This window comes from Bradyrhizobium sp. UNPF46 (assembly GCF_006658625.1).
Taxonomy (GTDB): Bacteria; Pseudomonadota; Alphaproteobacteria; order Rhizobiales; family Xanthobacteraceae; genus Bradyrhizobium; species Bradyrhizobium nitroreducens.
The window spans coordinates 1-25,660 of record NZ_LFJB01000033.1 but is presented as its reverse complement, the minus strand read 5'-3'; the positions used below and the strand labels follow the sequence as shown (position 1 = coordinate 25,660).

The 25,660-nt window shown below is 65.0% G+C and carries 24 protein-coding genes; 13 read left to right on the top strand and 11 right to left on the bottom strand.

Annotated elements, in window-relative coordinates; genetic code table 11:
* Positions 1-82: 82 nt before the first annotated feature.
* On the bottom strand, positions 83-1,093 hold the full coding sequence (locus tag UNPF46_RS14685) for a helix-turn-helix domain-containing protein (RefSeq protein WP_100180752.1): 1,011 nt from the start codon (positions 1,091-1,093) through the stop codon (positions 83-85).
* A 9-nt stretch (positions 1,094-1,102) separates the two neighbouring features.
* Positions 1,103-1,609, bottom strand: a complete 507-nt coding sequence (locus tag UNPF46_RS14680) for a hypothetical protein (RefSeq protein ID WP_100181568.1) — start codon at positions 1,607-1,609, stop codon at positions 1,103-1,105.
* A gap of 183 nt (positions 1,610-1,792) precedes the next feature.
* Between UNPF46_RS14680 and UNPF46_RS14675 the strand changes: the two genes are divergently transcribed.
* The 6 genes from UNPF46_RS14675 to UNPF46_RS14650 all read left to right on the top strand — a co-directional run bounded on the left by UNPF46_RS14675 (position 1,793) and on the right by UNPF46_RS14650 (position 7,387).
* On the top strand, positions 1,793-2,035 hold the full coding sequence (locus tag UNPF46_RS14675) for a hypothetical protein (protein WP_142250488.1): 243 nt from the start codon (positions 1,793-1,795) through the stop codon (positions 2,033-2,035).
* Positions 2,036-2,255: 220 nt separating this feature from the next.
* Positions 2,256-3,407: an ATP phosphoribosyltransferase regulatory subunit gene (locus UNPF46_RS14670; RefSeq protein WP_142250487.1), complete on the top strand. Its 1,152-nt coding sequence runs from the start codon at positions 2,256-2,258 to the stop codon at positions 3,405-3,407.
* Positions 3,408-3,410: 3 nt separating this feature from the next.
* Complete coding sequence (gene hisG / locus UNPF46_RS14665) at positions 3,411-4,388, top strand: ATP phosphoribosyltransferase (protein ID WP_142250486.1); 978 nt, start codon at positions 3,411-3,413, stop codon at positions 4,386-4,388.
* 99 nt (positions 4,389-4,487) lie between these two features.
* A complete protein-coding gene (locus UNPF46_RS14660) occupies positions 4,488-5,594 on the top strand; it encodes a glycosyltransferase family 2 protein (protein WP_142250485.1) in 1,107 nt (368 codons plus the stop codon).
* Positions 5,591-6,436 (top strand): ChbG/HpnK family deacetylase, encoded by an 846-nt coding sequence (locus tag UNPF46_RS14655; RefSeq protein WP_100180747.1) that lies wholly within the window; start codon positions 5,591-5,593, stop codon positions 6,434-6,436. Before UNPF46_RS14660 ends, UNPF46_RS14655 begins: the two co-directional genes overlap by 4 nt.
* 126 nt (positions 6,437-6,562) lie before the next feature.
* Complete coding sequence (locus tag UNPF46_RS14650) at positions 6,563-7,387, top strand: DUF2076 domain-containing protein (protein WP_142250484.1); 825 nt, start codon at positions 6,563-6,565, stop codon at positions 7,385-7,387.
* Positions 7,388-7,499: 112 nt separating this feature from the next.
* Here the strand turns inward: UNPF46_RS14650 and UNPF46_RS14645 are convergent, their stop codons facing one another.
* Positions 7,500-8,312 carry a L,D-transpeptidase gene (locus tag UNPF46_RS14645; protein WP_100180746.1) on the bottom strand — a complete coding sequence of 271 codons (813 nt, stop codon included), beginning with the start codon at positions 8,310-8,312 and terminating at the stop codon, positions 7,500-7,502.
* Between the two features lie 50 nt (positions 8,313-8,362).
* On the opposite strand from UNPF46_RS14645, the gene UNPF46_RS14640 reads away from it, so the two are divergent.
* Together UNPF46_RS14640 and UNPF46_RS14635 are read left to right on the top strand one after the other, a co-directional pair.
* On the top strand, positions 8,363-8,611 hold the full coding sequence (locus tag UNPF46_RS14640) for a hypothetical protein (RefSeq protein WP_142250483.1): 249 nt from the start codon (positions 8,363-8,365) through the stop codon (positions 8,609-8,611).
* Positions 8,612-8,628: 17 nt separating this feature from the next.
* A complete protein-coding gene (locus UNPF46_RS14635; protein WP_174719256.1) occupies positions 8,629-9,408 on the top strand; it encodes a protein phosphatase CheZ in 780 nt (259 codons plus the stop codon).
* A gap of 188 nt (positions 9,409-9,596) precedes the next feature.
* Here UNPF46_RS14635 and UNPF46_RS14630 read toward each other — a convergent pair whose 3' ends face one another.
* Entirely contained in the window at positions 9,597-10,118 is a 522-nt protein-coding gene (locus UNPF46_RS14630; protein WP_174719255.1) for a hypothetical protein, read from the bottom strand.
* 317 nt (positions 10,119-10,435) lie between these two features.
* Between UNPF46_RS14630 and UNPF46_RS14625 the strand changes: the two genes are divergently transcribed.
* The 3 genes from UNPF46_RS14625 to UNPF46_RS14615 all read left to right on the top strand — a co-directional run bounded on the left by UNPF46_RS14625 (position 10,436) and on the right by UNPF46_RS14615 (position 13,936).
* Entirely contained in the window at positions 10,436-10,732 is a 297-nt protein-coding gene (locus UNPF46_RS14625; RefSeq protein ID WP_027525027.1) for a co-chaperone GroES, read from the top strand.
* 162 nt (positions 10,733-10,894) lie between these two features.
* Entirely contained in the window at positions 10,895-12,526 is a 1,632-nt protein-coding gene (groL, locus tag UNPF46_RS14620; RefSeq protein WP_100180743.1) for a chaperonin GroEL, read from the top strand.
* A gap of 198 nt (positions 12,527-12,724) precedes the next feature.
* The gene (locus tag UNPF46_RS14615; RefSeq protein WP_142250482.1) at positions 12,725-13,936 is read left to right on the top strand and encodes a hypothetical protein; all 1,212 of its coding nucleotides are present in this window, start codon (positions 12,725-12,727) and stop codon (positions 13,934-13,936) included.
* Between the two features lie 145 nt (positions 13,937-14,081).
* Here UNPF46_RS14615 and UNPF46_RS14610 read toward each other — a convergent pair whose 3' ends face one another.
* Both UNPF46_RS14610 and UNPF46_RS14605 read right to left on the bottom strand, forming a co-directional pair.
* On the bottom strand, positions 14,082-14,480 hold the full coding sequence (locus UNPF46_RS14610) for an META domain-containing protein (RefSeq protein WP_142250481.1): 399 nt from the start codon (positions 14,478-14,480) through the stop codon (positions 14,082-14,084).
* 129 nt (positions 14,481-14,609) lie between these two features.
* A complete protein-coding gene (locus UNPF46_RS14605; protein WP_142250480.1) occupies positions 14,610-16,274 on the bottom strand; it encodes an L-lactate permease in 1,665 nt (554 codons plus the stop codon).
* Between the two features lie 315 nt (positions 16,275-16,589).
* Between UNPF46_RS14605 and UNPF46_RS14600 the strand changes: the two genes are divergently transcribed.
* Positions 16,590-18,347: an ABC transporter ATP-binding protein/permease gene (locus UNPF46_RS14600; protein WP_142250479.1), complete on the top strand. Its 1,758-nt coding sequence runs from the start codon at positions 16,590-16,592 to the stop codon at positions 18,345-18,347.
* Between the two features lie 142 nt (positions 18,348-18,489).
* Here UNPF46_RS14600 and UNPF46_RS14595 read toward each other — a convergent pair whose 3' ends face one another.
* The 5 genes from UNPF46_RS14595 to UNPF46_RS14575 all read right to left on the bottom strand — a co-directional run bounded on the left by UNPF46_RS14595 (position 18,490) and on the right by UNPF46_RS14575 (position 24,458).
* A complete protein-coding gene (locus tag UNPF46_RS14595) occupies positions 18,490-19,485 on the bottom strand; it encodes a TorF family putative porin (RefSeq protein WP_174719254.1) in 996 nt (331 codons plus the stop codon).
* Between the two features lie 403 nt (positions 19,486-19,888).
* Positions 19,889-20,263, bottom strand: a complete 375-nt coding sequence (locus UNPF46_RS14590; RefSeq protein ID WP_100180738.1) for a histone — start codon at positions 20,261-20,263, stop codon at positions 19,889-19,891.
* A gap of 85 nt (positions 20,264-20,348) precedes the next feature.
* Positions 20,349-21,671, bottom strand: a complete 1,323-nt coding sequence (gene glcF, locus UNPF46_RS14585; protein ID WP_142250478.1) for a glycolate oxidase subunit GlcF — start codon at positions 21,669-21,671, stop codon at positions 20,349-20,351.
* Complete coding sequence (locus UNPF46_RS14580) at positions 21,668-22,906, bottom strand: FAD-binding protein (protein ID WP_142250477.1); 1,239 nt, start codon at positions 22,904-22,906, stop codon at positions 21,668-21,670. Before UNPF46_RS14580 ends, glcF begins: the two co-directional genes overlap by 4 nt.
* 58 nt (positions 22,907-22,964) lie before the next feature.
* Complete coding sequence (locus UNPF46_RS14575) at positions 22,965-24,458, bottom strand: FAD-linked oxidase C-terminal domain-containing protein (protein ID WP_142250476.1); 1,494 nt, start codon at positions 24,456-24,458, stop codon at positions 22,965-22,967.
* A 280-nt stretch (positions 24,459-24,738) separates the two neighbouring features.
* Here UNPF46_RS14575 and cycA point away from each other — a divergent pair, with 280 nt between their 5' ends.
* Positions 24,739-25,134: a cytochrome c-550 CycA gene (gene cycA, locus UNPF46_RS14570; RefSeq protein ID WP_100180735.1), complete on the top strand. Its 396-nt coding sequence runs from the start codon at positions 24,739-24,741 to the stop codon at positions 25,132-25,134.
* The last annotated feature ends 526 nt before the right edge of the window (positions 25,135-25,660 follow it).

Genomic DNA, 25,660 nt, shown 5'->3' with positions numbered 1-25,660 from the left:
TTGAATCAGAACCGAAGCTCTAGATTCTTGTTTTGACGCGTTTTCTTCACGCGAACCGGTGTCCACTTCGCTCGAAAACGCTTTAGATCGTTTCCTGCGTCGCGCGCTGCAAGGTCTCGGACGGCAGCTCTCCGAAGGCCGCCCTGTAACTCGCCGCGAACTCGCCGAGATGCCAGAAGCCGTGAGCGATCGCGCAGGCCTTCACGCTGCGCCGCCCCGCGACGCTGCGCAACTGCTTGCGCACCGACCAGAGCCTCAGGACCCGGCTGTAGCGATGCGGGCTGATGCCGCAGATGGCCTGGGTCGCGCTCTGGAGCGTGCGAACGGATACGCCCACCTGCTCCGCAAGCTCGGGCGTCTTGAGCCAGATCGTCAGATCCTGCTGGATCAGGCGTTCCATGTCCGCGACGATCCGCCGATAGCCGTTCATCTTGGGCGAGACGGGGCCGGCCGTCGTGCCGCTGCGCAGCGCAGCTTCCATCGTGCCGAGCAGCGATTGCTCGACGGCCGTCAACGACATCGGCACGTTCAGGAAGTCCGGGTCATGTGCCGCGGTTTCCAAAGTGACGGAGACCAGACGGCGCAACGAGGCCAGGACGTCCGACGTCGGGTTCACCAGATGATAGCCGTCACCGAGTTGCGACCAGGGCTCGTGCGGGGGCGGAGTGAAATACACGACGGCGATCAGCCGGCCCTCGGGCTCGTGGACCAGGCAATCGGAGCCGCCTCTGAGGATGACGATGGAACGGCCCATCGATTGCCCGTTGATGCGGGCCGAGGTCACGTGGTCCATCGGCACCACGAAGGCGGCGGCATTCGTCAATTGATAGCCGCGAATGATCCGCGGAAAGGTCTTCACCAGCGATAGCGTCAGGTTCGGCAAGCTGAGCCGCGCCCGCATGATGGCCATCGCTCCCGCCGACAAGGGCATGCTGGATGCGCCGGCATATCTTTCAGTCTCGCCGAAATGATCGATATCGTAGGCCCTGAGCTCGAGGGCCGGCGACGGCTTGAGACCCTGGAAGGACATCAAGCGGTCCGTCGCCGGCTTTTGCGCGCCGTCGCGCCCGATATCGAGATGGCCCTGATCCATGTCGTGCGCTTACTTCGCCTTTCTTGCGGACGCGGCCACCTTGGAGGCGCGCAGATCGTCCGGCCCATTGATGCCGGCGCGCTTGAGATCGCGAAGCAGCTTGGTCAGCAGCAGCATGTTGGTCTTCTGCAGTTCGTGGTTGTTTCCGAACCTGAATGCGTTCTGCTCGGTCACGATCAGTCCGGCCTTGGTCTCTTCGAGGATCTTCCGCCTCTTCAGTCCCGTCACGCGGCGGCGGACCGTCTCGAGCGGCAGGCTGAGGAAGCGGGAGAGTGCCGCACGAGAGACCCCCTGCTTGATCACATCCGGCTCGACGGCATGAATGCTGGAGAACTTCTCGTCCAACACCGGATCGTTCATCACGTGGATGACGTTCGCGTTCAGCACCGCATGCACGATCAGAAGGTCCAGTGGATCGAATTCCTCGTAGTGCCGGAACAGCTCGCTCATCGAGAACAGCATGTAGGCGAGCGTATGTCGCGAGACCGTCCGGATGATATCTGAAGCATTGCGCATGAATCGAAAACCAACATCCATCTTGTAAACGATGGCTATGGCGAGCGGATCATCCGCCATACCCAAAATGAGTATGCGGCGACTTGCCGGCGGTTCTCAATTTATCATTGTGACTTCAGGCGTTCGGCCGCACCGCGACATCGCTCGCCGCTGCGTTCGCGACGGCGATGACGGCCACTCGAGGTGACGATCGCGATGGAAGGCATGACGGTCAACGACGGTGGCGCGCCGGATCCAAGGCGATACGAAGAGCTGCGGCTCATCAGGGCGTTTCTCCGTCTCACCAACCCCGGAAGGCAGAGGATACTCGACCTGGTGGAGCGGCTCGCGGAAGACGCCGAATTCGCCGTGGCAGCGCCGGCCTTCGTGGCGACAGACGCATCGGTCCCGCAGCCGATCGGGGACTTCGCTGGCCCGACCGAATGAGAGGCTGGCCCCTTCTTCCGGAGCGGCGCACGACAGGCATCATATTACCTCACTGAAAATGACCGCTTCAGACCTGACCCGGGGGGCCGCCTTCGCGCCAAACTCGTTAAGCGATTGATCCTTTGGAGGTCGAAACCGCTTCCGGGCCATGCTAAGGGCTGCGCAATTCCTGTGCCTCTCCTTGCCCTGCCCGGTTCCGCCGGGACGATGGACCCCCGTTATGACCGCGACTGCCACCTCAAATGCTGCCGGCTCCGCCGCCTGGGCGGATACGCTGCTGTTGTCGTTCGCGCAGGCCGGTTACGTCAGGGCCGAGCCGGCGATCCTGCAACCCGCCGAGCCCTTCCTCGACCTCTCGGGTGAGGACATCCGCAAGAGCCTCTACCTGACCACCGACCTCACCGGCGAGGAACTGTGCCTGCGCCCGGACCTGACCATTCCCGTCGCCCGCGACTACCTCGCCTCGACCCGCGCCGGCCAGCCGGCCGGGTTCAGCTATCTCGGCCCGGTGTTTCGTTACCGCGGCGGCCGGGCCAGCGAATTCCTGCAGGCCGGGATCGAATCCTTCGGCCGCCAGGACCGCGCCGCCGCCGACGCCGAGACGCTGGCACTGGCACTGGAAGCGACTGCCGCCTTCGGCGTCCGCGACGTCGAGATCCGCACCGGCGACGTCGCGCTGTTCAACGCGCTGCTCGACGCGCTCGACCTCTATCCGGTCTGGCGCCGCCGCCTGGTCAAGGATTTCAACCGCAAGATCAGCCTGGAAAAGGATCTGGAGAAACTCGCCGCTGCGACCACCGCGAGCCCAAGCGAATATCAGGGCGTGCTCGCCGCGCTCGCCGGCTCCGACCGCAAGGCGGCGCTCGCCTTCGTCACCGACCTGATGTCGATCGCCGGCACCACCAATGTCGGGGGACGCACGACCGCCGAGATCGCCGACCGCTTCCTGGAGCAATCCACGCTGAAGGGCGGCGCGCTGTCGCGCGAGGCCATCGCCGTGCTCAAGCGTTTCCTGTCGATCTCGGGCAATCCCGACGATGCCATCGCCGAGCTGCGCGCGCTCACCGCCGACGCCAGGCTCGACCTTGCCGCGGCCATCGACCAGTTCGAAAGCCGGGTCGGCTTCATGGCCGCGCGCGGCATCGACGTGAAGCAGACGCGCTTCTCGACCGCCTTCGGGCGCGGCCTCGACTATTACACCGGCTTCGAATTCGAGCTGCATCACCGCGACAACGGCACAGAGCCGCTGGTTGCCGGCGGCCGCTATGACAGGCTGATGACCCAGCTCGGTTCAGCCGAGCCGATCCCGGCGGTCGGCTTCTCGGTCTGGGTGGATGCGCTGACGAAGATCGGCCGCAAGGTGGGAGCTTAAGTCATGAGCGCGCCGTTCGTTCTGGCCGTTCCCTCCAAGGGCCGCCTGCAGGAAAACACCGAAGCCTTCTTCGCCCGTGCCGGCCTCAAGCTGTCGAAGGCCGGCGGCGCCCGCGACTATCGCGGCACGCTTGCAGGCCTCGACAATGTCGAGGTCGCCTATCTCTCGGCGAGCGAGATCGCCTCGCAACTGTCGCGCGGCTTCGCGCATCTCGGCGTCACCGGGGAAGACCTGGTGCGCGAGAACATCGCCGACGCCGACAAGCGCGTATCGCTGATCGACGGCCTCGGTTTCGGCTATGCCGACGTCGTCGTCGCGGTGCCGCAGGCCTGGATCGACGTCCGCACCATGGCCGATCTCGACGACGTCACCACCGGCTTCCGCGAGCAGCACCACATGCGGATGCGGGTCGCGACCAAGTTCGTCAATCTCACCCGCGCGTTCTTCCAGAGCCACGGCATCACCGATTACCGCATCGTCGAAAGCGCGGGCGCGACCGAGGGCGCACCGGCAGCCGGCAGCGCCGAGCTGATCGTCGACATCACCACGACGGGCGCGACGCTCGCCGCCAATGGCCTGCGGGTGCTCGACGACGGCGTGATCCTGCGCAGCCAGGCCAATCTCGTGGCGTCGAAGGATGCCGACTGGTCGCCGCAGGCGCGGGAGACGGCGCGCGTCATCCTCGATCACATCGCGGCACGGGCGCGGGCCAACAAATACCGCGAGGTCCGCACCCGCTTCCGGCAGTGCGACGCCGCCCTGCTCGGCGAAGCCCACACCCGTTTCGGTGTCGTGGCACCGTTCGGCGGCCCCACCTCGTCAGGCATGCTGACGTTGCACTGCCCGCCGGGGCAACTCTATGCGCTGGCAAGCTTCCTGCGCGAGCACGGCGCCGAGACTGTCTCGGTCGTCTCGCTCGACTACGTGTTCGACCGGGAGAACCCGCTGTTCGCCAAGCTCGAGGCGTTCCTGCGGCGGTAAGCCCCAGGTCGGTTCAGCTTTTCCGTTCAGCTTTGCGACAGCAAACGACAGCTACCATATGCTGTTGAGATGACCTTGAACGCCTCTGGGACTTGATCGATGACGCTGGGCTCCGACGTTTCCGGCATGACGACCACCGCGGGCACCGCCGCCGCGAAGGGATTGTCGATCGTCGTCCCCGTCTACAACGAGGCGGCGGGCCTCGCCGGCCTGCATCAGCGCATCTGCGATCTCGCCAAGACCGTGCGGGAGCGCTATCGCCTCGCTTGCGAGGTCGTCTATGTCGACGACGGCAGCAAGGACGCGACGCTGTCGATCGCCCGCTCGCTGCCCGCCGACGCGATCGACGTCCAGGTGGTCTCGCTGTCGCGCAATTTCGGCAAGGAGGCGGCGCTGATGGCCGGCCTCGACCATGCCCGGCTCGGCGCCGTGATGTTCATGGACGGCGACGGCCAGCATCCGCCGGCGCTGATCGAGCAGCTGGTGCGGCACTGGATCGATGACGGCTATGACGTCGTCTATACCGCCAAGGCGCATCGCGACAACGAGAGCTTCCTGCGCCGTGTCTCCGTGCACGGCTTCTACGCGCTGATCAATTGGGGTGCGCGCCAGAAGATCCCCGAGGACGCCGGCGACTTCCGCCTGCTGTCGCCCCGCGCCGTCGCCGCGCTGAGGCAGCTGCCGGAACGCAACCGCTTCTTCAAGGGCCTCGCCAGCTGGATCGGCTTCCGCCAGATCCGCGTCGACTACGAGCCCGCGGCGCGCGCCCATGGCGTCACCACCTTCAACGCCGCAAGCCTGCTCGGCCTGTCGATCGAAGGCCTGACCTCGTTTTCGGTGGCGCCCTTGCGCTTCGCCAGCCTGCTCGGCGTCGTTCTCGCCGGCGGCGCCTTCCTGTTCGGCCTTTCGATCCTCTGGGAGGTGTTCACGACCGGCAAGCAGGTGCCCGGCTATCCCTCGCTCGTGATCGGCCTGATGACGATCGGCGGCGTCCAGCTCATCATGATCGGCATCATGGGCGAGTATATCGGCAAGATCCTGTCCGAGCTGAAGGCGCGTCCGATCTACTTCGTCGCCGAGCACAGTGAGAAGCACTTCGAGGCCGACGAGGCCAGGAACGCTTCGAGCAAGGACGCTTCGAGCAAGGACGCTTCGAGCAAGGACGCCTCGAGCCAGGACGCCGCGAAGAGGACGGCGGCCGAATGAGCGCGGCCGCGGACCTGCGGCGGATCTGGCTCTGCGCCGACGACTACGGCATCAGCCCGGGCGTCAACCGCGCCATCTGCGACCTGATCGAACGCGGCCGTCTCAACGCCACCTCGGTGATGATGGTGGGGCCTGCGATCGCGCGCAGCGACATCGAGGCGCTGCAGGCGTCGGCCAAGCAAAGCCCGCGCTGCGCGGTCGGACTGCATGTGACGCTGTCGGCACCGTTCCGCCCTCTCACCATGCATTTCCGCCCGCTCGACGGCGACATGTTCATGCCGTTTCCGAAGCTGCTGCGCGCCGGATTGATGCGCCGGCTCGACCGCGAGTTCTTTCGCAACGAGGTGAAGGCGCAGCTCGCGGCCTTCATGGATGCGTTCGGCCGCGCGCCCGACTTCGTCGACGGCCATCAGCATGTGCAGCTCTATCCGCAGGTGCGCGACGGCTTTGTCGATGCGATCGTCGAGGCTGCGCCGGATGCCTGGGTCCGTCAGGGCGGCCGCGATCTGCCGCTGAGGCGGCGGCTGGCCTCACCGAAGGCTCTGGTGCTCGACAGTCTCAGCGCGCAATTCCGCCGCCGCGCCGACCGCGCCGGTCTCAGCTTCAATCCCGCCTTTGCCGGCGCCTATGATTTCACGCGCGCAAGCGATTACGGCGGGCTGATGCGGCAATTCCTGGAAGGCCTCCCCGATGGCGGCCTCGTGATGTGCCATCCCGGCTTCGTCGACGACGTCCTCGCCGGCCTCGACCCGATGACCGATGTCCGCGAGCGCGAGCACGCCTATCTCTCGGGCGAAGCCTTCGCGCGCCTGCTCGCGGAGAGCCGCGTCACGCTGGGGTGAAACCGGCGGACAACAGGCCGCGGGGCAGCTTGTCGCATACGGAAATTTAATCCGGCCGGCACTGTTGGGGCCACAATGGAACCCTACATCTGCTGCGCGCTTGGTTTTGCGCGAAGGAGACAGATCATGACGCCGCAGGAACGCCAGCTCGTCGACGAGCTTTTCGACCGGCTTTCGAAACTGGAAAACGCACCGCGCGATCCCGATGCGATCGCGGCGATCTCCGACGGCCTGCGCAAGGCGCCCGGCGCCGTCTATGCGCTGGTGCAGACCACGCTGCTGCAGGACGAGGCGCTCAAGCGTGCCCATAACCGCATCCAGGAGCTGGAAGCGGCCAAGGCGCCCGAGCAGCCGCAGTCCGGCGGGTTCCTCGACACCATGCGCGACACGCTGTTCGGCGGAAGCCCCTCGCGCGGCTCGGTTCCGAACGTGCCTCCCCGCGATCAACGGCCGGTCTGGAACACCGGTCAGGCGATGCCGCAGACCCAGCCGGGCTACGGCGCGCCGCCCTACGGACAGGCTTACGGTCAAGGCCCGAGCCAGGGCTATGGCGCTCCGCCGGTCGGCGGTGGCGGCGGCTCGTTCCTCGGCACGGCCGCAGCCGCTGCGGCCGGCGTCGTCGGCGGCTCCCTGCTGCTGTCGAGCATCCGCGGCATGATGGGCGGATCGCACCAGCAGGCTTTCGGCGACACCAATTCCCTCGGCGGCGATCGCAGTGCTGGTGGAAGTCCTTGGGGCGGCAGCGACCAGTCCGGCGGCTCGCTCGCCCGCGATGCCGGCCTGAACGACATCGGCTCGAATCGCGATTCCCGCCAGGGCTTCTTCGACCAGGCGTCGAACGATCGCGACAACGACGATCAGGACTACGGCGACGATCGCGGCGACAACGTGGACATGGCCGACGACAGCGATTTCGGCGGCGACGACGATGGCGGCAGCGATTACGCGTGAGGTTGCTGTGTAGCGTTGCGAACAAGAACGGCCGCCCAAGAGGCGGCCGTTTTCATTTTCCAACTCTTGCGCAGGTCTCTTCCTTCTCCCCTTGTAGGAGAAGGTGGGAACGTCACATCACCACGACCTTGGTGCCGACATTGACGCGGCCGTAGAGGTCGATGACGTCCTCGTTGCGCATGCGGATGCAGCCGGAGGAGACGTTGGTGCCGATGGTCCAGGGCTCGTTGGAGCCGTGGATGCGGTAGAGCGTCGATCCCAGATACATCGCGCGGGCGCCGAGCGGATTTTCCGGGCCGCCTTCCATGTGCCGGGGCAGATCGGGCCGGCGGGCGAGCATTTCGGCCGGCGGCGTCCAGTCCGGCCATTCGCGCTTGGCCGTGATCGATTTCACGCCGGACCAGGTGAAGCCGGGACGGCCGACGCCGATGCCGTAGCGCATCGCCCTGCCGTTGCCCTCGACCAGATAGAGGAACTTGTTCGGCGTATCGACCACGATCGTGCCGGCACTTTCCTTGCCGCTATAGTCAACAGATTGTTTCTCGAATCTCGGATCGAACGGGCGCTGCCGCGGATCGACCGCCTCCTGCTGCAGGCCCGCGCCCTGATATCCACCCTGCATCTGCGGCTCGCCCATCGGCGGCAGGCGGCGCTGGTCGTAATAGCCGGGCTGCTGCTGATACACCGGCCGCTCGGGCGCGTAGGCCGGACCGCGGCCGGGCCCGTCGCCGAACAGGAACTCGATGAAACCGCCGCCCATGTTGGCATTGGAGGCGACCCGCACCGGCGCCGGCGGCACCTGCGGCTGGTAGAGCACCGCGGGCGGATCGTTCGGCACGGTGTTGTCGAAGGCACCGGCGCTGCTCGTGCCGGCAATGAAGGTGCAAGCGCTGCCGAGCAGCGCGACAGACATTTTCTTGAACATCGACGTACTCTGTACTGTTTCGTCTAGATCACATGCGTCGTGGAGAGCTGGTGGCTGATCCCGCGCCCTTCGACGTGGTCAATAAAAAGCAAAAGCCGTTTTGTTTGGTAAACGAAAGCGGGGTTTGGATTCACCACGTCGCGAGCGCAGCGGCAATTTGGCGATCAGCGTTTATTTTCGATGAACGCGACGCGGCCATGGTTAATCGCTTCTTTGCGCGCCGTCGCGCGATGCCGCACAACAGTTCCGGCTGTGAACTTCGTGTTAAATCGCTTCTGCCTACAAAGACGCGTGAGTGAGGTGGGGGAGTATCCTGATGGCTGTTCACCGCAAACGTTTTCGCGTTGAGGATATCGTTAGTGGCGAGATGCCGATTATCGATGTAACCGAAGAGGCCGGCCCGATGCATAGCGAGATCATGGCCGAGCTGCGCGCGATCCGCGCCCAGATGGCGAAGGGCGCTGCCCCGCTGTCCGGCAGCGCAGCCATGGCGGCGATCGACGCCTCGACGGCCCATGAGCTCTCCGAAGCGCGCACCATGCTGGAGACCTATCGGGCGCAGATCGAGCAGTGCGAGAAGCTGAAGGTCGAGCTCGACCTCATCCATGACGCCATCGACCGCACCAAGCGCGAGATCGCGACGCTGCACGGCAAGAGCTTCGACGGCGGCGAGATGGCCAAGGTCAATGGCGAGCTCGGCGCGGTGGTCGGCGGCACCGAGCAGGCGACCCAGCAGATCCTCGAAGCCGCGGAATCGATCGACCAGGCCGCGAGCGCAATGTCCAAGGTGGACTCGGTCGATCAGCAGAAGCGCCTCGCCGACGACATCCAGGAACGCGTCATCTCGATCTTCGAAGCCTGCAACTTCCAGGACCTGACCGGCCAGCGCATCAGCAAGGTCATGACCACGATGAAGTTCATCGAGCAGCACATCAATGCGATGATGGACATCTGGGGCGGCGTCGACGCGATCAAGGCCCACGTGCCGGCGCAGGTCGACAATCGCAGCGAGGACGAGAAGCTCCTCAATGGTCCGAAGCTCACCGGCGACGTCGGCCACGCCTCGCAGGACGACATCGACGCGCTGTTCGACTGAGCGGACGCGTACGGAGAATAACAAAACGCCGCCCCCGGGCCGGCGTTTTTTGTTTTGGGACCATCCCCTCCGCTGTCATCGCCCGGCTTGACCGGGCGATCCGGTATTCCAGCGACGGTCGTGATTCGATCGAGAGGCCGCGGCGTACTGGATGCCCTGCCTTCGCGGGGCATGACGGAGGCGCGAGATCACGCCCTTGGCGCGCAGCGGACGTAGACCATGTTGCCGTAGCGGGTGGCGGCGTCCTTGTCGATGAAGCGGGTGATCAGGACGCGGCCGTCGAAGGACACGATCTCGCGGTCCTGCTCGCCGGGGGTCGGCCCGGCCGGCCCGATGTAGTTCTTGCCGCTCGGCGAGCCCTTCAGCCGCAGCTCCTGGGGCGTTGCCTGGTCGGCCAGATGCATGATCACGCCGCCGGAGGAGCCGGCGGTGATCACATAGGGATTCTTGCACTGGGCCCTCGCGGCCGCCTCGGTGCGGGCGCGGTCGGCCGGGTTCTGGAACGAGGCGAGGCCCCAGCGGCCGACGATCTCGTCGGCGCGAATGGTCGCAGGCATTTCGGGCGCGACGCCCGGCTCGGCTTCGGGTGGCGGCGAGGACGACGAGAAGGACGGTAGGCTCATGCCGCCGCCGCATGCGCCCAGCAGCAGCGCCAGACATGAAGCGGCTGCCAGATTGGCAACCGTGCGCGCGTGAGCCGAACTGATCATGGCATTCCCCCGAGCAAGACCATGGCCGCACCCCTCCCGCAGCCAAGCGCAAAACCGCTGCCGGAGCAATGACGTCCTTTGATACGCCGGCGCCCCGAACAAGTTTCCAATGCCACCATCCTATATCCGCCTCACCAATCGCTTAACCACCTTTGCTTGACAGGATCGCGGCCAAGCCATATTTCCGAGCGCACTCTTAGCACTCGGAAAGCCCGATTGCTAAGCACGCCGTTCGATCCTCTGGATAGGGGGTGGACGGAAGCGCCGCCCCACCCACTTTCCACACCTTCCGAAGCGAGCCTCCAAAGGGAAACGTCATGGCTAAATCCAAATTTCGTCCGCTGCATGACCGTGTCGTGGTCAAACGTATCGACGCCGAGGAAAAGACCAAGGGCGGCATCATCATTCCGGACACCGCCAAGGAAAAGCCGTCCCAGGGCGAAATCGTCGCCGTCGGCCCCGGCGGCCGTGACGAGGCCGGCAAGCTGATCCCGATCGACCTCAAGGTCGGCGACCGCGTGCTGTTCGGCAAGTGGTCGGGCACCGAGGTCAAGATCGACAACGAAGATCTCCTGATCATGAAGGAGTCGGACATCATGGGCGTTCTGGCCTAAGGCCGTCCGCCTGAACGGCCGCTGAATGTCATGCCGGGGCCTGACCCGGGCATCCATCAATCTTCGCCAGGTGATGGATTGCCGGGTCAAGCCCGGCAATGACGAAGAGAGCGCGCTGCAGCACAAACAAGACACAGCACGAAACACGAAGGATTGCAGACGATGGCTGCCAAGGACGTCAAGTTTTCCGGAGACGCGCGCGATCGCATGCTGCGCGGCGTCGACATTCTCGCCAACGCCGTCAAGGTGACGCTCGGCCCGAAGGGCCGCAACGTCGTCATCGAGAAGTCGTTCGGCGCGCCCCGCATCACCAAGGACGGCGTCACCGTCGCCAAGGAGATCGAGCTCGAGGACAAGTTCGAGAACATGGGCGCCCAGATGCTGCGGGAGGTCGCCTCCAAGACCAACGACCTCGCCGGTGACGGCACCACCACCGCGACCGTGCTGGCCCAGGCCATCGTGCGCGAAGGCGCCAAGGCGGTTGCCGCCGGCATGAACCCGATGGACCTCAAGCGCGGCATCGACACCGCGGTTGCGGCCGTCATCAAGGACATCGAGAAGCGCGCCAAGCCGGTTGCGTCCTCTGCCGAGGTCGCCCAGGTCGGCACCATCTCGGCCAACGGCGATGCCGCCATCGGCAAGATGATCGCGCAGGCGATGCAGAAGGTCGGCAACGAGGGCGTCATCACCGTCGAGGAGAACAAGTCGCTCGACACCGAAGTCGACATCGTCGAGGGCATGAAGTTCGACCGCGGCTATCTCAGCCCCTATTTCGTGACCAACGCCGAGAAGATGACCGCCGAGCTCGAGGATGCCTACATCCTCCTGCACGAGAAGAAGCTCTCGGGCCTGCAGGCCATGCTGCCGGTGCTCGAAGCCGTGGTGCAGTCGGGCAAGCCGCTCGTCATCATCGCCGAGGACGTCGAGGGCGAGGCGCTGGCCACCCTGGTCGTCAACCGCCTGCGCGGCGGCCTGAAGGTTGCCGCCGTCAAGGCGCCGGGCTTCGGCGACCGCCGCAAGGCCATGCTCGAGGACATCGCCATCCTCACCGGCGGCCAGCTCATCTCCGAAGACCTCGGCATGAAGCTCGAGAACGTCACGGTGAAGATGCTGGGCCGTGCCGGCAAGGTCGTGATCGACAAGGAGAACACCACGATCGTCAAGGGCGCCGGCAAGAAGCCGGAGATCGAGGCCCGCGTCGGCCAGATCAAGGCCCAGATCGAGGAAACCACCTCGGACTACGACCGTGAGAAGCTGCAGGAGCGCCTCGCCAAGCTGGCCGGCGGCGTCGCGGTGATCCGCGTCGGCGGCGCCACCGAGATCGAGGTCAAGGAGAAGAAGGACCGCGTCGAGGACGCGCTCAACGCCACCCGCGCCGCGGTGCAGGAAGGCATCGTCCCCGGCGGCGGCGTCGCGCTGCTCCGCGCCAAGAAGGCGGTGGGCCGTCTCACCAACGCCAATCCCGACGTCCAGGCCGGCATCAACATCGTCCTGAAGGCGCTGGAAGCCCCGATCCGCCAGATCTCCGAGAACGCGGGCGTGGAGGGCTCGATCGTGGTCGGCAAGATCCTGGAGAACAAGTCCGAGACCTTCGGCTTCGACGCCCAGAACGAGGACTATGTCGACATGGTCGAGAAGGGCATCATCGACCCCGCCAAGGTGGTGCGCACCGCGCTGCAGGACGCCTCCTCCGTGGCCGGCCTGCTGGTGACCACCGAAGCCATGGTCGCCGAGATGCCGAAGAAGGAAGCCCCGCCCGCCATGCCCGCCGGCGGCGGCATGGGCGGCTTCTGAGGCCCATCCTCACCCGACATGATCGCGAAGGCCGCCTCCGGGCGGCCTTCTTTTTTGCCGACGATGAGCGCCGCTTTCCGATTCAATCCACGGCCAAAACCCACTACGGTGGCGCCGATTCTATTGTTTGAGCATGATCTTTTCGGAAAACCGCTTCACACTTTTCCGGATCATGCTCATTGCTTGAGGATTTCGTCGATGCGCGCGCTTTTGGTTTGTTCGACAGCCCTGTTGGCGGCTTTGCTTGCAGCTTCGCCGGAGGTTGCCTCCGCCCAGATGAAACTGTCACCCAAGGCTGCGGCGCCCGGTGGCGTGGAGACGCGCTATTTCACGTCGATCGACGGGCTGATGGACGGCAATGCCGACGTGATCCTGAAGGAGACGCGCCAGGGCAAGACGGTGACGGCCGCGGTGCTCGACGTCTGTTACCCGATCGCCAAGAATTCCGACCGCAAGGACCGCTTCATCGTCAATCTCCAGGTCGCGGGCCAGAACCTGACGGGCACGACGCAGAGCATCGGTGAGAAGGCGCCCGTCAGCGTCAAGCTGCTGCGCAAGCAGAGCGGCGACACGTTCGAGTTCCGCGGCCAGATCAGCATCGGCCAGGTGGTGACGGAGGTGACCTCGCCCGACAATTCCGATCTCAGCGAGAGGGAATTTCAGGACAACCAGACCTCGGACGACGGCATCACGCCGCAGCCGAAGGATTTCACCGACGTGTCGCCGGAGGCGATCGCGGTCAAGGTCAAGCTGGATGCGGCGACCGACTTCCTGAAGAGCCTGAGGGGCCAGGAGGTCGAGGTGACGCTGGCGAGCCTCACCGTCGGCTGCGATGCGCTGCGCGCTGGCGAGCAGACCATCAACATGTCGGTCGATCCCGAGCGCGCCGGCGCGCTGCTGGCCAAATTCAAGGCGATGCCGGGCGTCACCGCCGCCGGCTGGACCGCCGGCATGACCGAAATGGACCGCACCATCCGCTTCGCCGCGGCCGATTGGCGCGAGGGCGACAAGATCAACCGCAACAAGCTCGCGACCACCGTCGCGAACGTCCTGAGCCGGACGCTTGCGGCAAAGCCGGTCTCGCAAAACTTCAACCCCGCCACCGGCAAGCTCAAGCTGGTCTTCAAGCGGCCGAACCAGGATTTTCCGGCGCTCGAGCTGACCGACACGATCGAGGTCACCGGGCTCGTCGCGCCGGACAAGCCGGGCGCGACCGACAAACTCATGCTCTGGATCGGCAGCCCCGCGACGACGACTGCCGACGAGAGCAGCGGCGCCAAGCTCAATCTCTCCGACGACGCCTCGGTCGACGAGGAAGGCGATCAGCCCGACGACAACGGTTCGATCGAGGCCCTCGCCAAGGAGCTGAAGGCTCAGCGCTGGGACGCCGACAAGTCGGTGTGGAAGTAGACGGAGCTATCGTGCCCCGGACGCAGCGCGAAGCGCTGCGAGCCGGGGCCCAGAAGCCGCAAGCGAAGTCGTCGATAGATTTACTGGGTCCCGGCTCTGCGACGCAGCGCTTGCGCGCTACGCCTTGTCCGGGACACGACGGCGATCAATTCCCCGTTGTCCTGAAGCGCAGCGGCTTCGGGCCGATCAGCGTCAGCACGTCGCCCTGACGCTTCCAGGTCTCGACACTGGAGAGCGCCGCGACCAGATCGTCGTCGGCCTGCGCGCGTCCCGGCGAGCAGTTGCGGTCCTGGATCTGGCCGGGGACGAAGATCACCGTGTTGCCGGCGACCGAGAACTGGCCCTTGCCGCCCTTGCACCAGAGCTCCAGCAAGACCTCGCCGTGATCGCCGATCTCGATGTTCGGAATCCGCTTGGAGCCTGGCTGCGGCAATGCTTCCAGCGTCATCTCGCTGCCGAACGGAAAACCGTCCTCGGCACGCGCGAGCGTGGACATCGCGAGCATTGCAACCGCAGCACACACCAATCGCTTGAGCGAAACCATGAGACCTCTCGACGACCTGATTTGCGGCACCTTCTATAAGACTGCGGGCGCATTGAGAAGGTTCGCACGCACGCAAAAATCCCCGCGGAGACCTCCGCGGGGATCTGCATCGAAACCGGATATGGCCTGCTATTTCAGGACCAGCGCCGTGAACGGGTAGACATAGGCCTGCAACGTCACGAGCACACCGACGAGGCAGGCCAGCACGATCGAGTGCCAGAACACGAAGCGCAGGATGGTGCCCTCGTGGCCGTACCAGTTGGTGGCGGTCGAGGCGACGACGATCGACTGCGCGTCGATCATCTTGCCCATCACGCCGCCGGAGGAGTTCGCCGCCGCCATCAGCACCGGCGACAGGCCGAGCTGCTCGGAGGTGATCTTCTGCAGGTTTCCGAACAGCACGTTGGAGGCGGTGTCCGATCCCGTCAGCGCGACGCCGAGCCAGCCGAGCAGCGTGCCGAAGAAGGGATACAGCACGCCGGTTGCGGCAAAGGCGAGACCGAGCGTCGCGTCGACGCCGGACAGGCGCGTCAAGGTGCCGATCGCGAGCATCGCCGAGATCGTGATCAGCGAGATCGCGCACAGCCGGATGGTGCGACCGTACTCGGTGAGGAGCCTGCCGGGACCGACGCCCATCAGGACACCGGAGATGATCGCCGCGATCAGCATGCCCGTGCCGGTGAAGGACAGGTAGGTGAAGCTGAACACCGCAGCCTCCTTGGTCGGCCCTGGCGCGACCGGCGGCATCTTGTTGATCATCTGGTGCAGCTCGGGCACCGGATAGTTCCAGGTGAAGATCGAGTTCGCCCAGGTCTTGAAGCCGCCATTGCCCCAGACCAGCATCACGATGCAGACGATGATCCACGGCAGCAGAGCGCTGAACACCTCGCTCTGCGTCAGCGGCGTCTTGTCCAGCGGCTTTGCCGCCGCCATGGTGGCCGACGATTCATCATTGCCGCGCAGCGCCGGCGACAGCCACAATTGCCTCGGCTGCCAGATCTTCAGGAACAGGATCAGCGCCCCCATCGAGATCAGCGACGCACCGATGTCGACGATCCAGGGATTGATGTAGTTCGAGATCACGAATTGCGGGACCGCGAACGAAATGCCGGTGACGAGAATCGCCGGCCAGACGTCCTTCATGCCCTTCCAGCCCGCGAAGGCCCACACCACCCAGAACGGTACGATCAGCGAGAAGAACGGCAATTGCCGGCCGACCATCGCGCCGAGGATGTAGGGATCGAGCCCGGTGACCGAGGCAAGGCCCTGGATCGGCGTGCCCAGCGCGCCATAGGCGACCGGCGCGGTGTTGGCGATCAGCGACAAGCCGGAGGCCGCGAGCGGCGAGAAGCCGAGGCCGATCAGCACGGCGCCGGTGATCGCGACTGGCGTGCCGAAACCCGAGGCGCCCTCGAAAAATGCGCCGAAGGAGAACGCGATCAGCAGCAATTGCAGCCGCCGGTCCTCGGTGACGCCGCCGATGGCGCGCTTGAGCAGCTCGAAGCGCCCGGTGGTGACGGTCACCTGGTAGAGGAAGATGACGTTGAGGACGATCCAGCCGATCGGGAAGAAGCCGGTGACGATGCCCAGCACCGAGGCGCGGATCGACATGTTCGCCGGCATGGTGAAGACGAAGATCGTGATCAAATTGGCCACGATCACGGCGATGATGGCCGCGATATGCGCCTGGACGCGGCCGCTCGCGATCAGGACCAGCAGCGTGACGACGGGCACGGCCGCCGCAATCGTCGACAGCACCGGGCTGTGCAGCGGATCATAGACTTGATTCCACATGGTCTTCCTCCCCCACGCATGTTTGTGGCAGACGGCCCGCGTGGAGAGCCGATCCTGCTTGACGCTGGAAGCGATAACCCCCGAGCTGGACGCGAATTCCTCGCGAATGCCGCGGTTCCCGTCCCGCTCACAAGCTCGCGAAATCCCTGGTCACCCCACCCCGCGCCGTCGAACCCCATGCTAGGGTTGCAAGCTGCGACAAGCCAACGCAAATTGCAGACCTTGCGACTTTAGTCTAAGCGCGCCCATTTCCGCCATTGCCTCAGGTCGTTGGCTCCGGGCATTTGTGCACACCCCCCGAGGAGATCCAGCTCTGTGAAGAACATCAGCGCCACGCTCGCGATCGTCTGGCGAATCGCCGCTCCCTATTTCCGGTCGGAGGACAAATGGGTCGGCCGCGGCCTGCTCGCCGTCGTCGTCGCCATGGAGCTGGTGCTGGTCGCGATCAACGTGCTCCTCAATCAATGGCAGAACCGGTTCTACAGCGCGCTGCAGGCCTACGACCTGCCCGAGTTCATCAAGGAGGTCTGGATCTTCCTCGGCCTCGCCTTCACCTTCGTCGCGCTGGCCGTCTACAAGCTCTATCTGAACCAGTGGCTCCAGATCCGCTGGCGGCAATGGCTGACGCAGCATTATCTCGGCGAATGGCTCGACGGCGCCACGCATTACCGCATGCAGCTCAAGGGCGACGCCGCCGACAATCCGGACCAGCGCATCACCGAGGACGTCAAGACCTTCGTCGAGCAGACGCTGACCATCGGCCTTGGCCTTCTGTCCTCGGTCGTGACGCTGGCCTCGTTCGTCGTCATCCTCTGGGGTCTGTCCTACAAGGCGCCCTTGTACATCTACGGCACCGACATCGTCGTCCCCGGCTTCCTGGTCTGGTGCGCGGTGGCCTACGCGATCGTCGGTACCGCGCTGACGCACTGGATCGGCGCCCCGCTCATCAACCTCAATTTCGAGCAGCAGCGCTATGAGGCCGATTTCCGCTTCAACCTGATCCGCGTGCGCGAGAATTCCGAGCAGATCGCGCTTCTGAAAGGCGAGAGCGCGGAGCGCGGGCGCCTGCTGCAGCGCTTCGGCTTCGTCATCGGCAATTGGTACGCGATCATGAGCCGGACCAAGCGCCTCACCGCCTTCACGGCGAGCTACGGCCAGGCCGCGACGATCTTTCCCTATGTGGTGGTGGCACCCGCCTATTTCGCCAAGCGCATCCAGCTCGGCGACATGATGCAGACGGGCTCGGCATTCGGCAGCGTGCAGGACGCGCTGTCCTTCTTCGTCACCGCCTATCGCTCGCTCGCCGAATGGCGCGCGGTGATTGCCCGCCTCGATGGCTTCGAGATGTCGGTCAATGCCGCCGCCCGCGGCGCAGCGCTGGAGCCGACCATCGACGTCGCACCGTCGAAGGGCAAGGCCATCGCGCTCGAGCAGTTGCTCGTCAAACTGCCGAACGGCGCACCTCTGGTCGCAGCCAATGCCTTCACGATCCAGCCGTCGGAGCGGGTGCTGGTGACCGGCCCCTCGGGCTCCGGCAAGTCGACCCTGTTCCGGGCCATTGCCGGCGTCTGGCCGTTCGGCACCGGCACGGTCGCCATCCCTGCGACGTCGAAGCTGATGATGCTGCCGCAGCGGCCGTATTTCCCGATCGGTCCGCTGGGCGATGCCATCATCTACCCGGCCGAGCACGGCTCCATCCCGCCGGAGAAGATCCGCGACGTCCTGGTTGCGGTCGGAATGCCGCGCCTGGCTGAGCGGCTCGACGAGGACGGTCACTGGAACCGGACATTGTCGCTCGGCGAGCAGCAACGCCTCGGGCTGGCCCGCGCGCTGCTGCACGTGCCGGACTATCTGTTCCTCGACGAGGCGACCGCCTCGCTGGACGAGCCTTCCGAGGACCGCCTCTATCGGCTGCTGACGGAGAAGCTGCCCCAGGCCACCATCGTCTCGATCGGGCACCGCTCGACGCTGGACACCTTCCACAACCGCAAGGTGGCGTTGGCGCAGGACGGCGAGATCCACGTCCTCGGCAAAGCCGGCGAGCCGGCCCCGGAGCCGAGCGCAGCGCGCTGAGGCGAGCGCTGCAGGGCCGCTGGTCATCGAGTTCGGGTCGTCACTCCCGCACACTCGTCATGCCCGGGCTTGACGGCGTGGAGAGAAGCAAAAAGGGCGGCAGATTGCTCTGCCGCCCTCGTAGATAGTCTCGGGACGAAGCTTACTTCAGGTTGGTCATCGCCGTCAGGTCGAACGAGAGCTTGGCGATGCCCGCCGCGCCGCACCACTTGGAGCCGACGCCGGTTGGATTGATCGGCGTCACGTTGGTGGTGCCGGTGGCGGTGAAGTCGCTGGTGAAGGCGTTACAATCACCCTTGCTCAGGTCGGTATCGGAGTAACGCAGGTCCAGCGTCATCACCTTGTAAGTGAAGCCAACACCGATGTTCCAGGTGTTGTAGTCGGCGTACTTGATGCCGTTCGGGAACGCCGGGACGCCGTAGAAGCTGTCGGACGTGCCGAACCACTGGCGACCGAACTCACCGGAGACATACATGCCGACGCCGCTCGAACCGAAAGTGGTGCTCGGTGCCGTCCACTTGCCCGTGATCGAGGTGTAGTTGCCCCAAGCACCGGTGTTGAGGAAGTTCGGCGAGTAGAACTCGTTGATGCCGAACGACCAGTTGTCGTTCACGGTGTAGTTCATCTTGCCGTAGACTTCGAAGAAGCTGACGTCCTTCTTCATGACGTTGCCGTTGATCAGGGCATTCGCGGCGCAATCGCCGCCCTGGAAGTTGCCGGCATTGTCGAAGCCGGTACCGCCGAAATAGCAGGTCCCACCCGGATACAGATAACCCCAGACGCCGATGTCGAAGGCGAAGGCACCGAAGGTCGGACGGATACCGCCGTAGACGTCGATCTCGGCGGCGGCGCGGTTCGGGAAGGAGATGCTCTCACCGGCCACGCCCACATAGAGCTGGAGGTCCTTGGTGACGTTGTAGCGCGGCTCGAAATAGGCCGAGACCGACGGCTTGTGGTTCGACTGAGTGACACCGCGGAAGATGTAGTCGCTCATGATCGCGCCGCCGAAGGCGATGTCCCAGGGATCGAAGGCGGGCGGCGGCGGGGCCTTCAATGCCTTCACGCGCAAATCTGCCGCAAAAGCCGAGCCCGTCGTCACCATTGCCAGCGCCGTTGCCAACAAAGCTACTTTCTTCATTTCGATCCCCATCACCAAATTCTTGCCAAGTCTCTTGCCAAGTCGGATCCCGGAAGCCCCCCGGGGCAAACGACCAACGTGCAAAATTGCGTTACTGCGACAATCTGGATTGTGGGACGTAGGCCGTGAAGCAAAAATCACGAGCAACTGCCGACTTTTTAGGCGTTTCGACGATTCCACGAAAGGTTGTCGGGCTGTGTGTCTTCTTGATCACATTATCTGCATTCCAAAGTGCACGGTGGGACCGGGCAAGTACGGGGAAGGTCACCAGCGTGGCAACCGGGGCACGAATCAGACGGGTGCCGGAAAGGGACGGCTTCCGGGCGTCCATATGGCGATGCAAAAAGGCCGCAGCGTCACCGCGGCGGCCTCGCTGTTGGCGATCACGGTCGCTGGACGGGGCCTAGCCTTGCCCCTCGGCCGGCGCCGCTTCCGCAGAAGACGAAGGCATCGCCCAACTCGTCTCGGCCGCCGGTTCGGGAGCTGGAGCTGCGGCCGGCGCTGACGGCTTCGGCGCGGGAGCTGCCTTCGCCTTCTTCGGTGCCGCTTTCTTCGCGGCCTTCTTCGGTGCAGCCTTCTTGGCCGCGGTCTTCTTGGCCGTCTTCTTGGCGGCCTTCTTCGGGCCGGCCCGCTTCGCAGATTTCTTGGCAGATTTCTTGGCAGACTTCTTCGCGGACTTCTTGGCCGCCTTCTTCGTCGTCTTCTTCGACTTCTTCGCCGCTACAACCTTCTTGGCCTTTTTGGCCTTCTTGCTTTTCTTCTTCTTCGCTTTCGCCATCGTGGTCCTCCTGTTGCCGCCGAACAATGGTCGATCGGGCGTCTTCAGTCGTCACCCCGGGGAGGACAGTTCAGGCTCTGAAAGCTCAAACTTGCGCGTTCAGTGCCGGCCGCGACCCGCCCGTAGCCCAATCGAGAAGCTCAATCGTGTGTACGACCGGAACTGACGTGCCACTGGCAATCTGCACCATGCAGCCGATATTGCCCGCGGCAATCATGTCCGGCTTGACGCTCGCGATGTTGGCGACCTTGCGATCGCGCAACTGGCCCGCAAGCTCGGGCTGGAGAATGTTGTAGGTCCCCGCCGAACCGCAACACAAATGGCTCTCGGGTACATCTTTCACCACGAATCCATTCTTGGAAAGCAATTCTTTCGGAAGGCCCGTGATTTTCTGCCCGTGCTGCAACGAACATGCGGAATGATAGGCGACGACGATGTTGTCGCCTCGCTCAGTCGTTGCGAGATCGAGACCGGCGACGTACTCGGTGATGTCCTTGGCGAGCGCGGACACCTTTGCCGCGTCGGCGGCGAAGGCCGCATCCTCGCGCAGGAGATAGCCGTAGTCCTTGATCACCGTGCCGCAGCCGGACGTGGTCACGAGGATGGCGTCGAGCCCTTCGCCGGACGCTTCCTTCCGCCACGCCGCGACGTTGGCCCGCGCCCGCGCCAAGGCATCCCCGTCGTTGCCGAGATGATGGGTCAGCGCACCGCAGCACTGCTCGTCCCTGACAAGGACAACCTCGACGCCGTGGCGGGTGAGAATACTGATGGCGGCCTGGTTGATGCGCGGCGCCAGCACCTGCTGGGCGCAGCCCTGCAGCAGCGCGACCCGGCCGCGCTTCTTGCCGAGCGCTGCGAACACGCTGCCCGGGAGGGGGCCCGGTGACGGCAGCCGCTGCGGGGCCAGCGCCAGCATCGCCTTGATTCGCTGGACCAGGCCTGGCGTGGCCGACGGCCGCGGGGTCGGCAGGAACACGGCAAGCGGCCGGGCCAGCCGCGCCAGCACCATGCTGGCGCGAAAGCGCTGCGGGTCCGGCAGGACGAAAGCCAGCACCTGACGCAGCAGCCGCTCGGCCAGAGGCCGCTGATAGCGCTGCTCGATCCTGACCCGGGCCTGGTCGACGAGATGCATGTAGTTCACCCCCGAGGGGCAGGTCGTCATGCAGGACAGGCACGACAGGCAGCGGTCGACGTGCTTGACCACCTCGGCCGTCGGGGTCTGGTCCTTCTCCAGCATCTCCTTGATCAGATAGATGCGGCCGCGCGGGCTATCGAGCTCGTCGCCGAGCAGCACATAGGTCGGACAGGTTGCGGTGCAGAAGCCGCAATGGACGCAGGCGCGCAGGATCTTGTCGGCTTCCGCGATATCGGGGTCGGCGAGCTGGGCGAGCGAGAATTCGGTCTTCATGCCACAGCGCCTCGCGTCAGCCGGCCCCGGTTCAGAACGGTCTTCGGATCGAAGCTGGCGCGCACCCGCTCGCTCAGGGCGGCGATGCCCGGCGCCTGCGGATGGAACACGTCGACCTCGCGCCTGACATCCTCGGCCGCCCGGATCAGCGTGGCGTGCCCTCCGACCGCATTCGCACACGCCCGCACGGCCGGTTCATGCGCATCGCCCTTCGGCGGCAATGCGGCCCAGATCAATCCGCCGCCCCAATCATAGAGCACGTCGCCACCGGTCTCGCGCGTCAATTGCGTGCCGAGCGCCGCGCCCGAGGCCGGCGGGCAGACGATGCGCCAGACCGGCCAGGCGCCGAGCGCGCCGCTGGCCGCGAACGGCAGCACGTCGCGGATCGTGGCCCACAGCGCAGCAGATGCGGCGTCCTCGATCAATGTCGCGGTTCCGAACGGCGCCAGCAATTCGCGCAGCGAGCCGGCGCGGTGGGCGGCGGAGGCGGTGATGCCCTCGAGCCGCAGCACGGTCAGCGCCTCGCCCTCCCCTGCGAGATCGCCAAGCCCCTCGGGCTTGGCCCGGAACGCCTGATACGGCAGATGCGCCGCGCCGGAGACGTCGAAGGGCGAGCCGAGCGCCGCGGTCATCGCCTTGTTGGCGGCGGCATCATCGAGCCCGCGCAGCAGCAGCGTCCGCTCGGCCTCGGGCTTGGGCATCACCTTCAACGTGACCTCGGTCATCACCGACAGCGTGCCCCAGGACCCCGCCAGCAGCTTGCAGAGGTCGTAGCCGGTGACGTTCTTCACCACCTTGCCGCCGGTCTTGAAGCTGTCGCCGAAGCCTGAGACGGCGTGCGCCCCGAGCAGGTGGTCGCGCGCCCCGCCGGCCCTGATCCGCCGCGGGCCGGCGAGCCCGGCTGCGATCATGCCGCCGATGGTGCCCGATGCGGGCGTGCCGAGCAGCGGCGCGGTGTTGACAGGCTCGAAGGCGAATTGCTGGTTCTTGGCATCGATCAGCGACAGCACGTCCGCGAGCGGCGCACCGGCCTGCAGGGTGACGATCAACTCGTTCGGCTCGTAGGAGGTGACGGCATTGAGCGCGGAGAGGTCGAGCACGGCGTTGGTCGCCATCGCATGGCCGATGCTGCGCTTGCTGCCATGCCCGATGATCTCGAGCGGCTGCTCGTTGGCAATCGCCGCGCGCACCACTTCCTCGACGTCTTTGGCGTCTCTGACTTTAAGCGTATCCACGATTGAGCCGGTATCCAAGTTCAGGATGAAAAGCAATTCGACGCTTGCAGCGATCGCGCTAGAACCGCGGGATGTCCGGAAACGCCAGCTTGCCGGCATGGACATGCATGCGGCCGAGCTCGGCGCAGCGGTGCAGGGTCGGAAACACCTTTCCGGGATTGAGCAGGCCTTGCGAATCGAAGGCGCATTTCAGGCGCTGCTGCTGGTTGAGATCGATCTCGGTGAACATCTCCGGCATGAGGTCGCGCTTCTCGATGCCGACGCCGTGCTCGCCGGTGAGCACGCCGCCGAACTCGACGCAGGCGCGCAGGATGTCGGCGCCGAAGGCTTCGGCGCGCTCGATCTCACCGGGCTTGTTGGCATCGTAGAGGATCAGGGGGTGCAGATTGCCGTCGCCGGCGTGGAACACGTTGGCGCAGCCGAGCTGGTATTTTTCGCCGAGCTCGCGGATGCGCGCGAGCGCCTTCGGCAGCGCGCCGCGCGGAATGGTGCCGTCCATGCAGAGGTAGTCCGGCGAGATGCGCCCCACCGCCGGAAACGCGGCCTTGCGGCCGGCCCAGAACAGGTTGCGCTCGGCCTCGGAGGTCGAGATCTGGCAGGTGGTCGAGCCGCAGGCATTTGCAATTGTCTCGACGCGCGTGATCAGCTCGTCGACCTCGATCTGGGGTCCGTCGAGCTCGATGATGAGCAGCGCCTCGACATCGAGCGGATAGCCGGCATGGACGAAGGCTTCCGCGGCATGGATCGCGGGCTTGTCCATCATCTCCATGCCGCCGGGGATGATGCCGGCGCCGATGATGCGCGCGACGCATTCGCCGGCGGCCTCGACCTCTGCGAATCCGACCATCAGCGCACGCGCCGTCTCCGGCTTTTGCAGGATGCGGACCGTGACCTCGGTGATGACACCGAGCAGCCCTTCCGAGCCCGTGATGACGCCCATCAGATCGTAGCCGGCGTTCTCGCACCCCTTGCCGCCGATCCGCAGGATCTCGCCGCTCATCAGGACGATCTCGCAGCCGAGCACGTTGTTGGTGGTCATGCCGTATTTCAGGCAATGCACGCCGCCGGAATTCTCCGCGACATTGCCGCCGATCGAGCAGGCGATCTGCGAGGACGGGTCGGGCGCGTAATAGAAGCCGGCATGGGCGACCGCCTGGCTGATCGCGAGATTGGTGACGCCGGGCTCGGTGACGACGACGCGGTTGTCGAAATCGATCTCGCGGATGCGCTTGAACTTGCCGAGGCCCAGCAGCACGCCGTCTTCGAGCGGCAGGGCGCCGCCTGATAGCGACGTGCCGGAACCGCGCGGCACCACCTTGATGTTCTGCTCTGCACAATATTTCAGGATGAGCGAGACCTGCTCGGTCGTATCGGGCAGCACCACGACCATCGGCGGCTGCCGATAGGCCGTCAACCCGTCGGATTCATAGGCCCGCATCTCCGCAGGCGTATCGATCACGCCCTCGCCTGATACGATCGCGCGCAATGCAGCAACGATCTCGGCGCGGCGCGCGAGCACAGCCTGGTCACTCGCAGGCATCATGATGGCCATATCAAATCCTTCATGGCATATCCTTCCGGCTCGCGCCGCACGATCAATTTGTCTCGGCAAATCAATCACGTCCGTAGCCCTTTGGGTAGGCCATCCGAAAGTCGGATCGCCCATCTTCCGCCAGTTCGCTCTGGGACAAGTCGGAAATCATGAAACCTGTCATGGTTTGGTGACTTGTCCAAGCCGCGCAGGCCTGCCAAAACCGGCAGGTCGGGCGATTGCCGATCCGGCAAAAGACTGACCAGCCCAGACCCACCAGGGAAGAGACGAAGAGCACCCGATGACAAAACTGATTTTTGGCGCACTGACGATCCTCACCGCGATTGCCACCGCACCCGCCGCGATGGCGCAGGATGCCGCGGCCGGCAAGACGTCGTTCAACAAATGCCTGGCCTGCCACGCGATCGGCGAAGGCGCCAAGAACAAGGTCGGCCCCGAGCTCAACGGCCTCAACGGCCGCAAGTCGGGCACGGTCGAGGGCTATAGCTACTCGGACGCCAACAAGAATTCCGGCATCACCTGGAACGAGGCCGTGTTCAAGGAATACATCAAGGACCCCAAGGCCAAGATCCCCGGCACCAAGATGGCGTTCGCCGGCATCAAGAACGAGACCGAGATCAACAATCTCTGGACCTATGTCTCCCAGTTCGACAAGGACGGGAAGATCAAGCAGTAAGCCTGCACAAGGAAGTCGCGGCAGCTTCGGTTCTGATCGAATCAGGATCGGAGCTGCCGCTTTTTTTGTTTTGGCGCGCTCTCTCCACGGCTTCATTGCGAGGAGCTCTTGCGACGAAGCAATGACGGAGTGTGAGGCGATAGGCTGCCTTCTCGAGTAACGCTGTCATTCCCGCGAAGGCGGGGAATCCAGTACGCCGCGGCCTCTCGGTTCGATCACTGCGGCCTCTGGAATACTGAATCGCCCGGTCCTAGTGCGCAATTGCGCACTGGCCGGGCGATGACACCGTGGGTGTGGTGGCGGGCATACTTTCTCGTTCTCGCGGCTTGAAACGCCCGAGCTTTGCTTCGTCGCTCCACCCTCAAATCCAAGAGGGCGCAGGGAAGGCCGGGTGCCGGCTGGCACCCGCGGTCTGCTGCGCGAATAATGCACGCAGAAGAACCGCACAGCAGCATACAGGTGTCGCCGATCACTCGGCCTTCCCTGCGCAGTGGCTGGACGGCTTATGCCGTGATCTCCCGGGAGC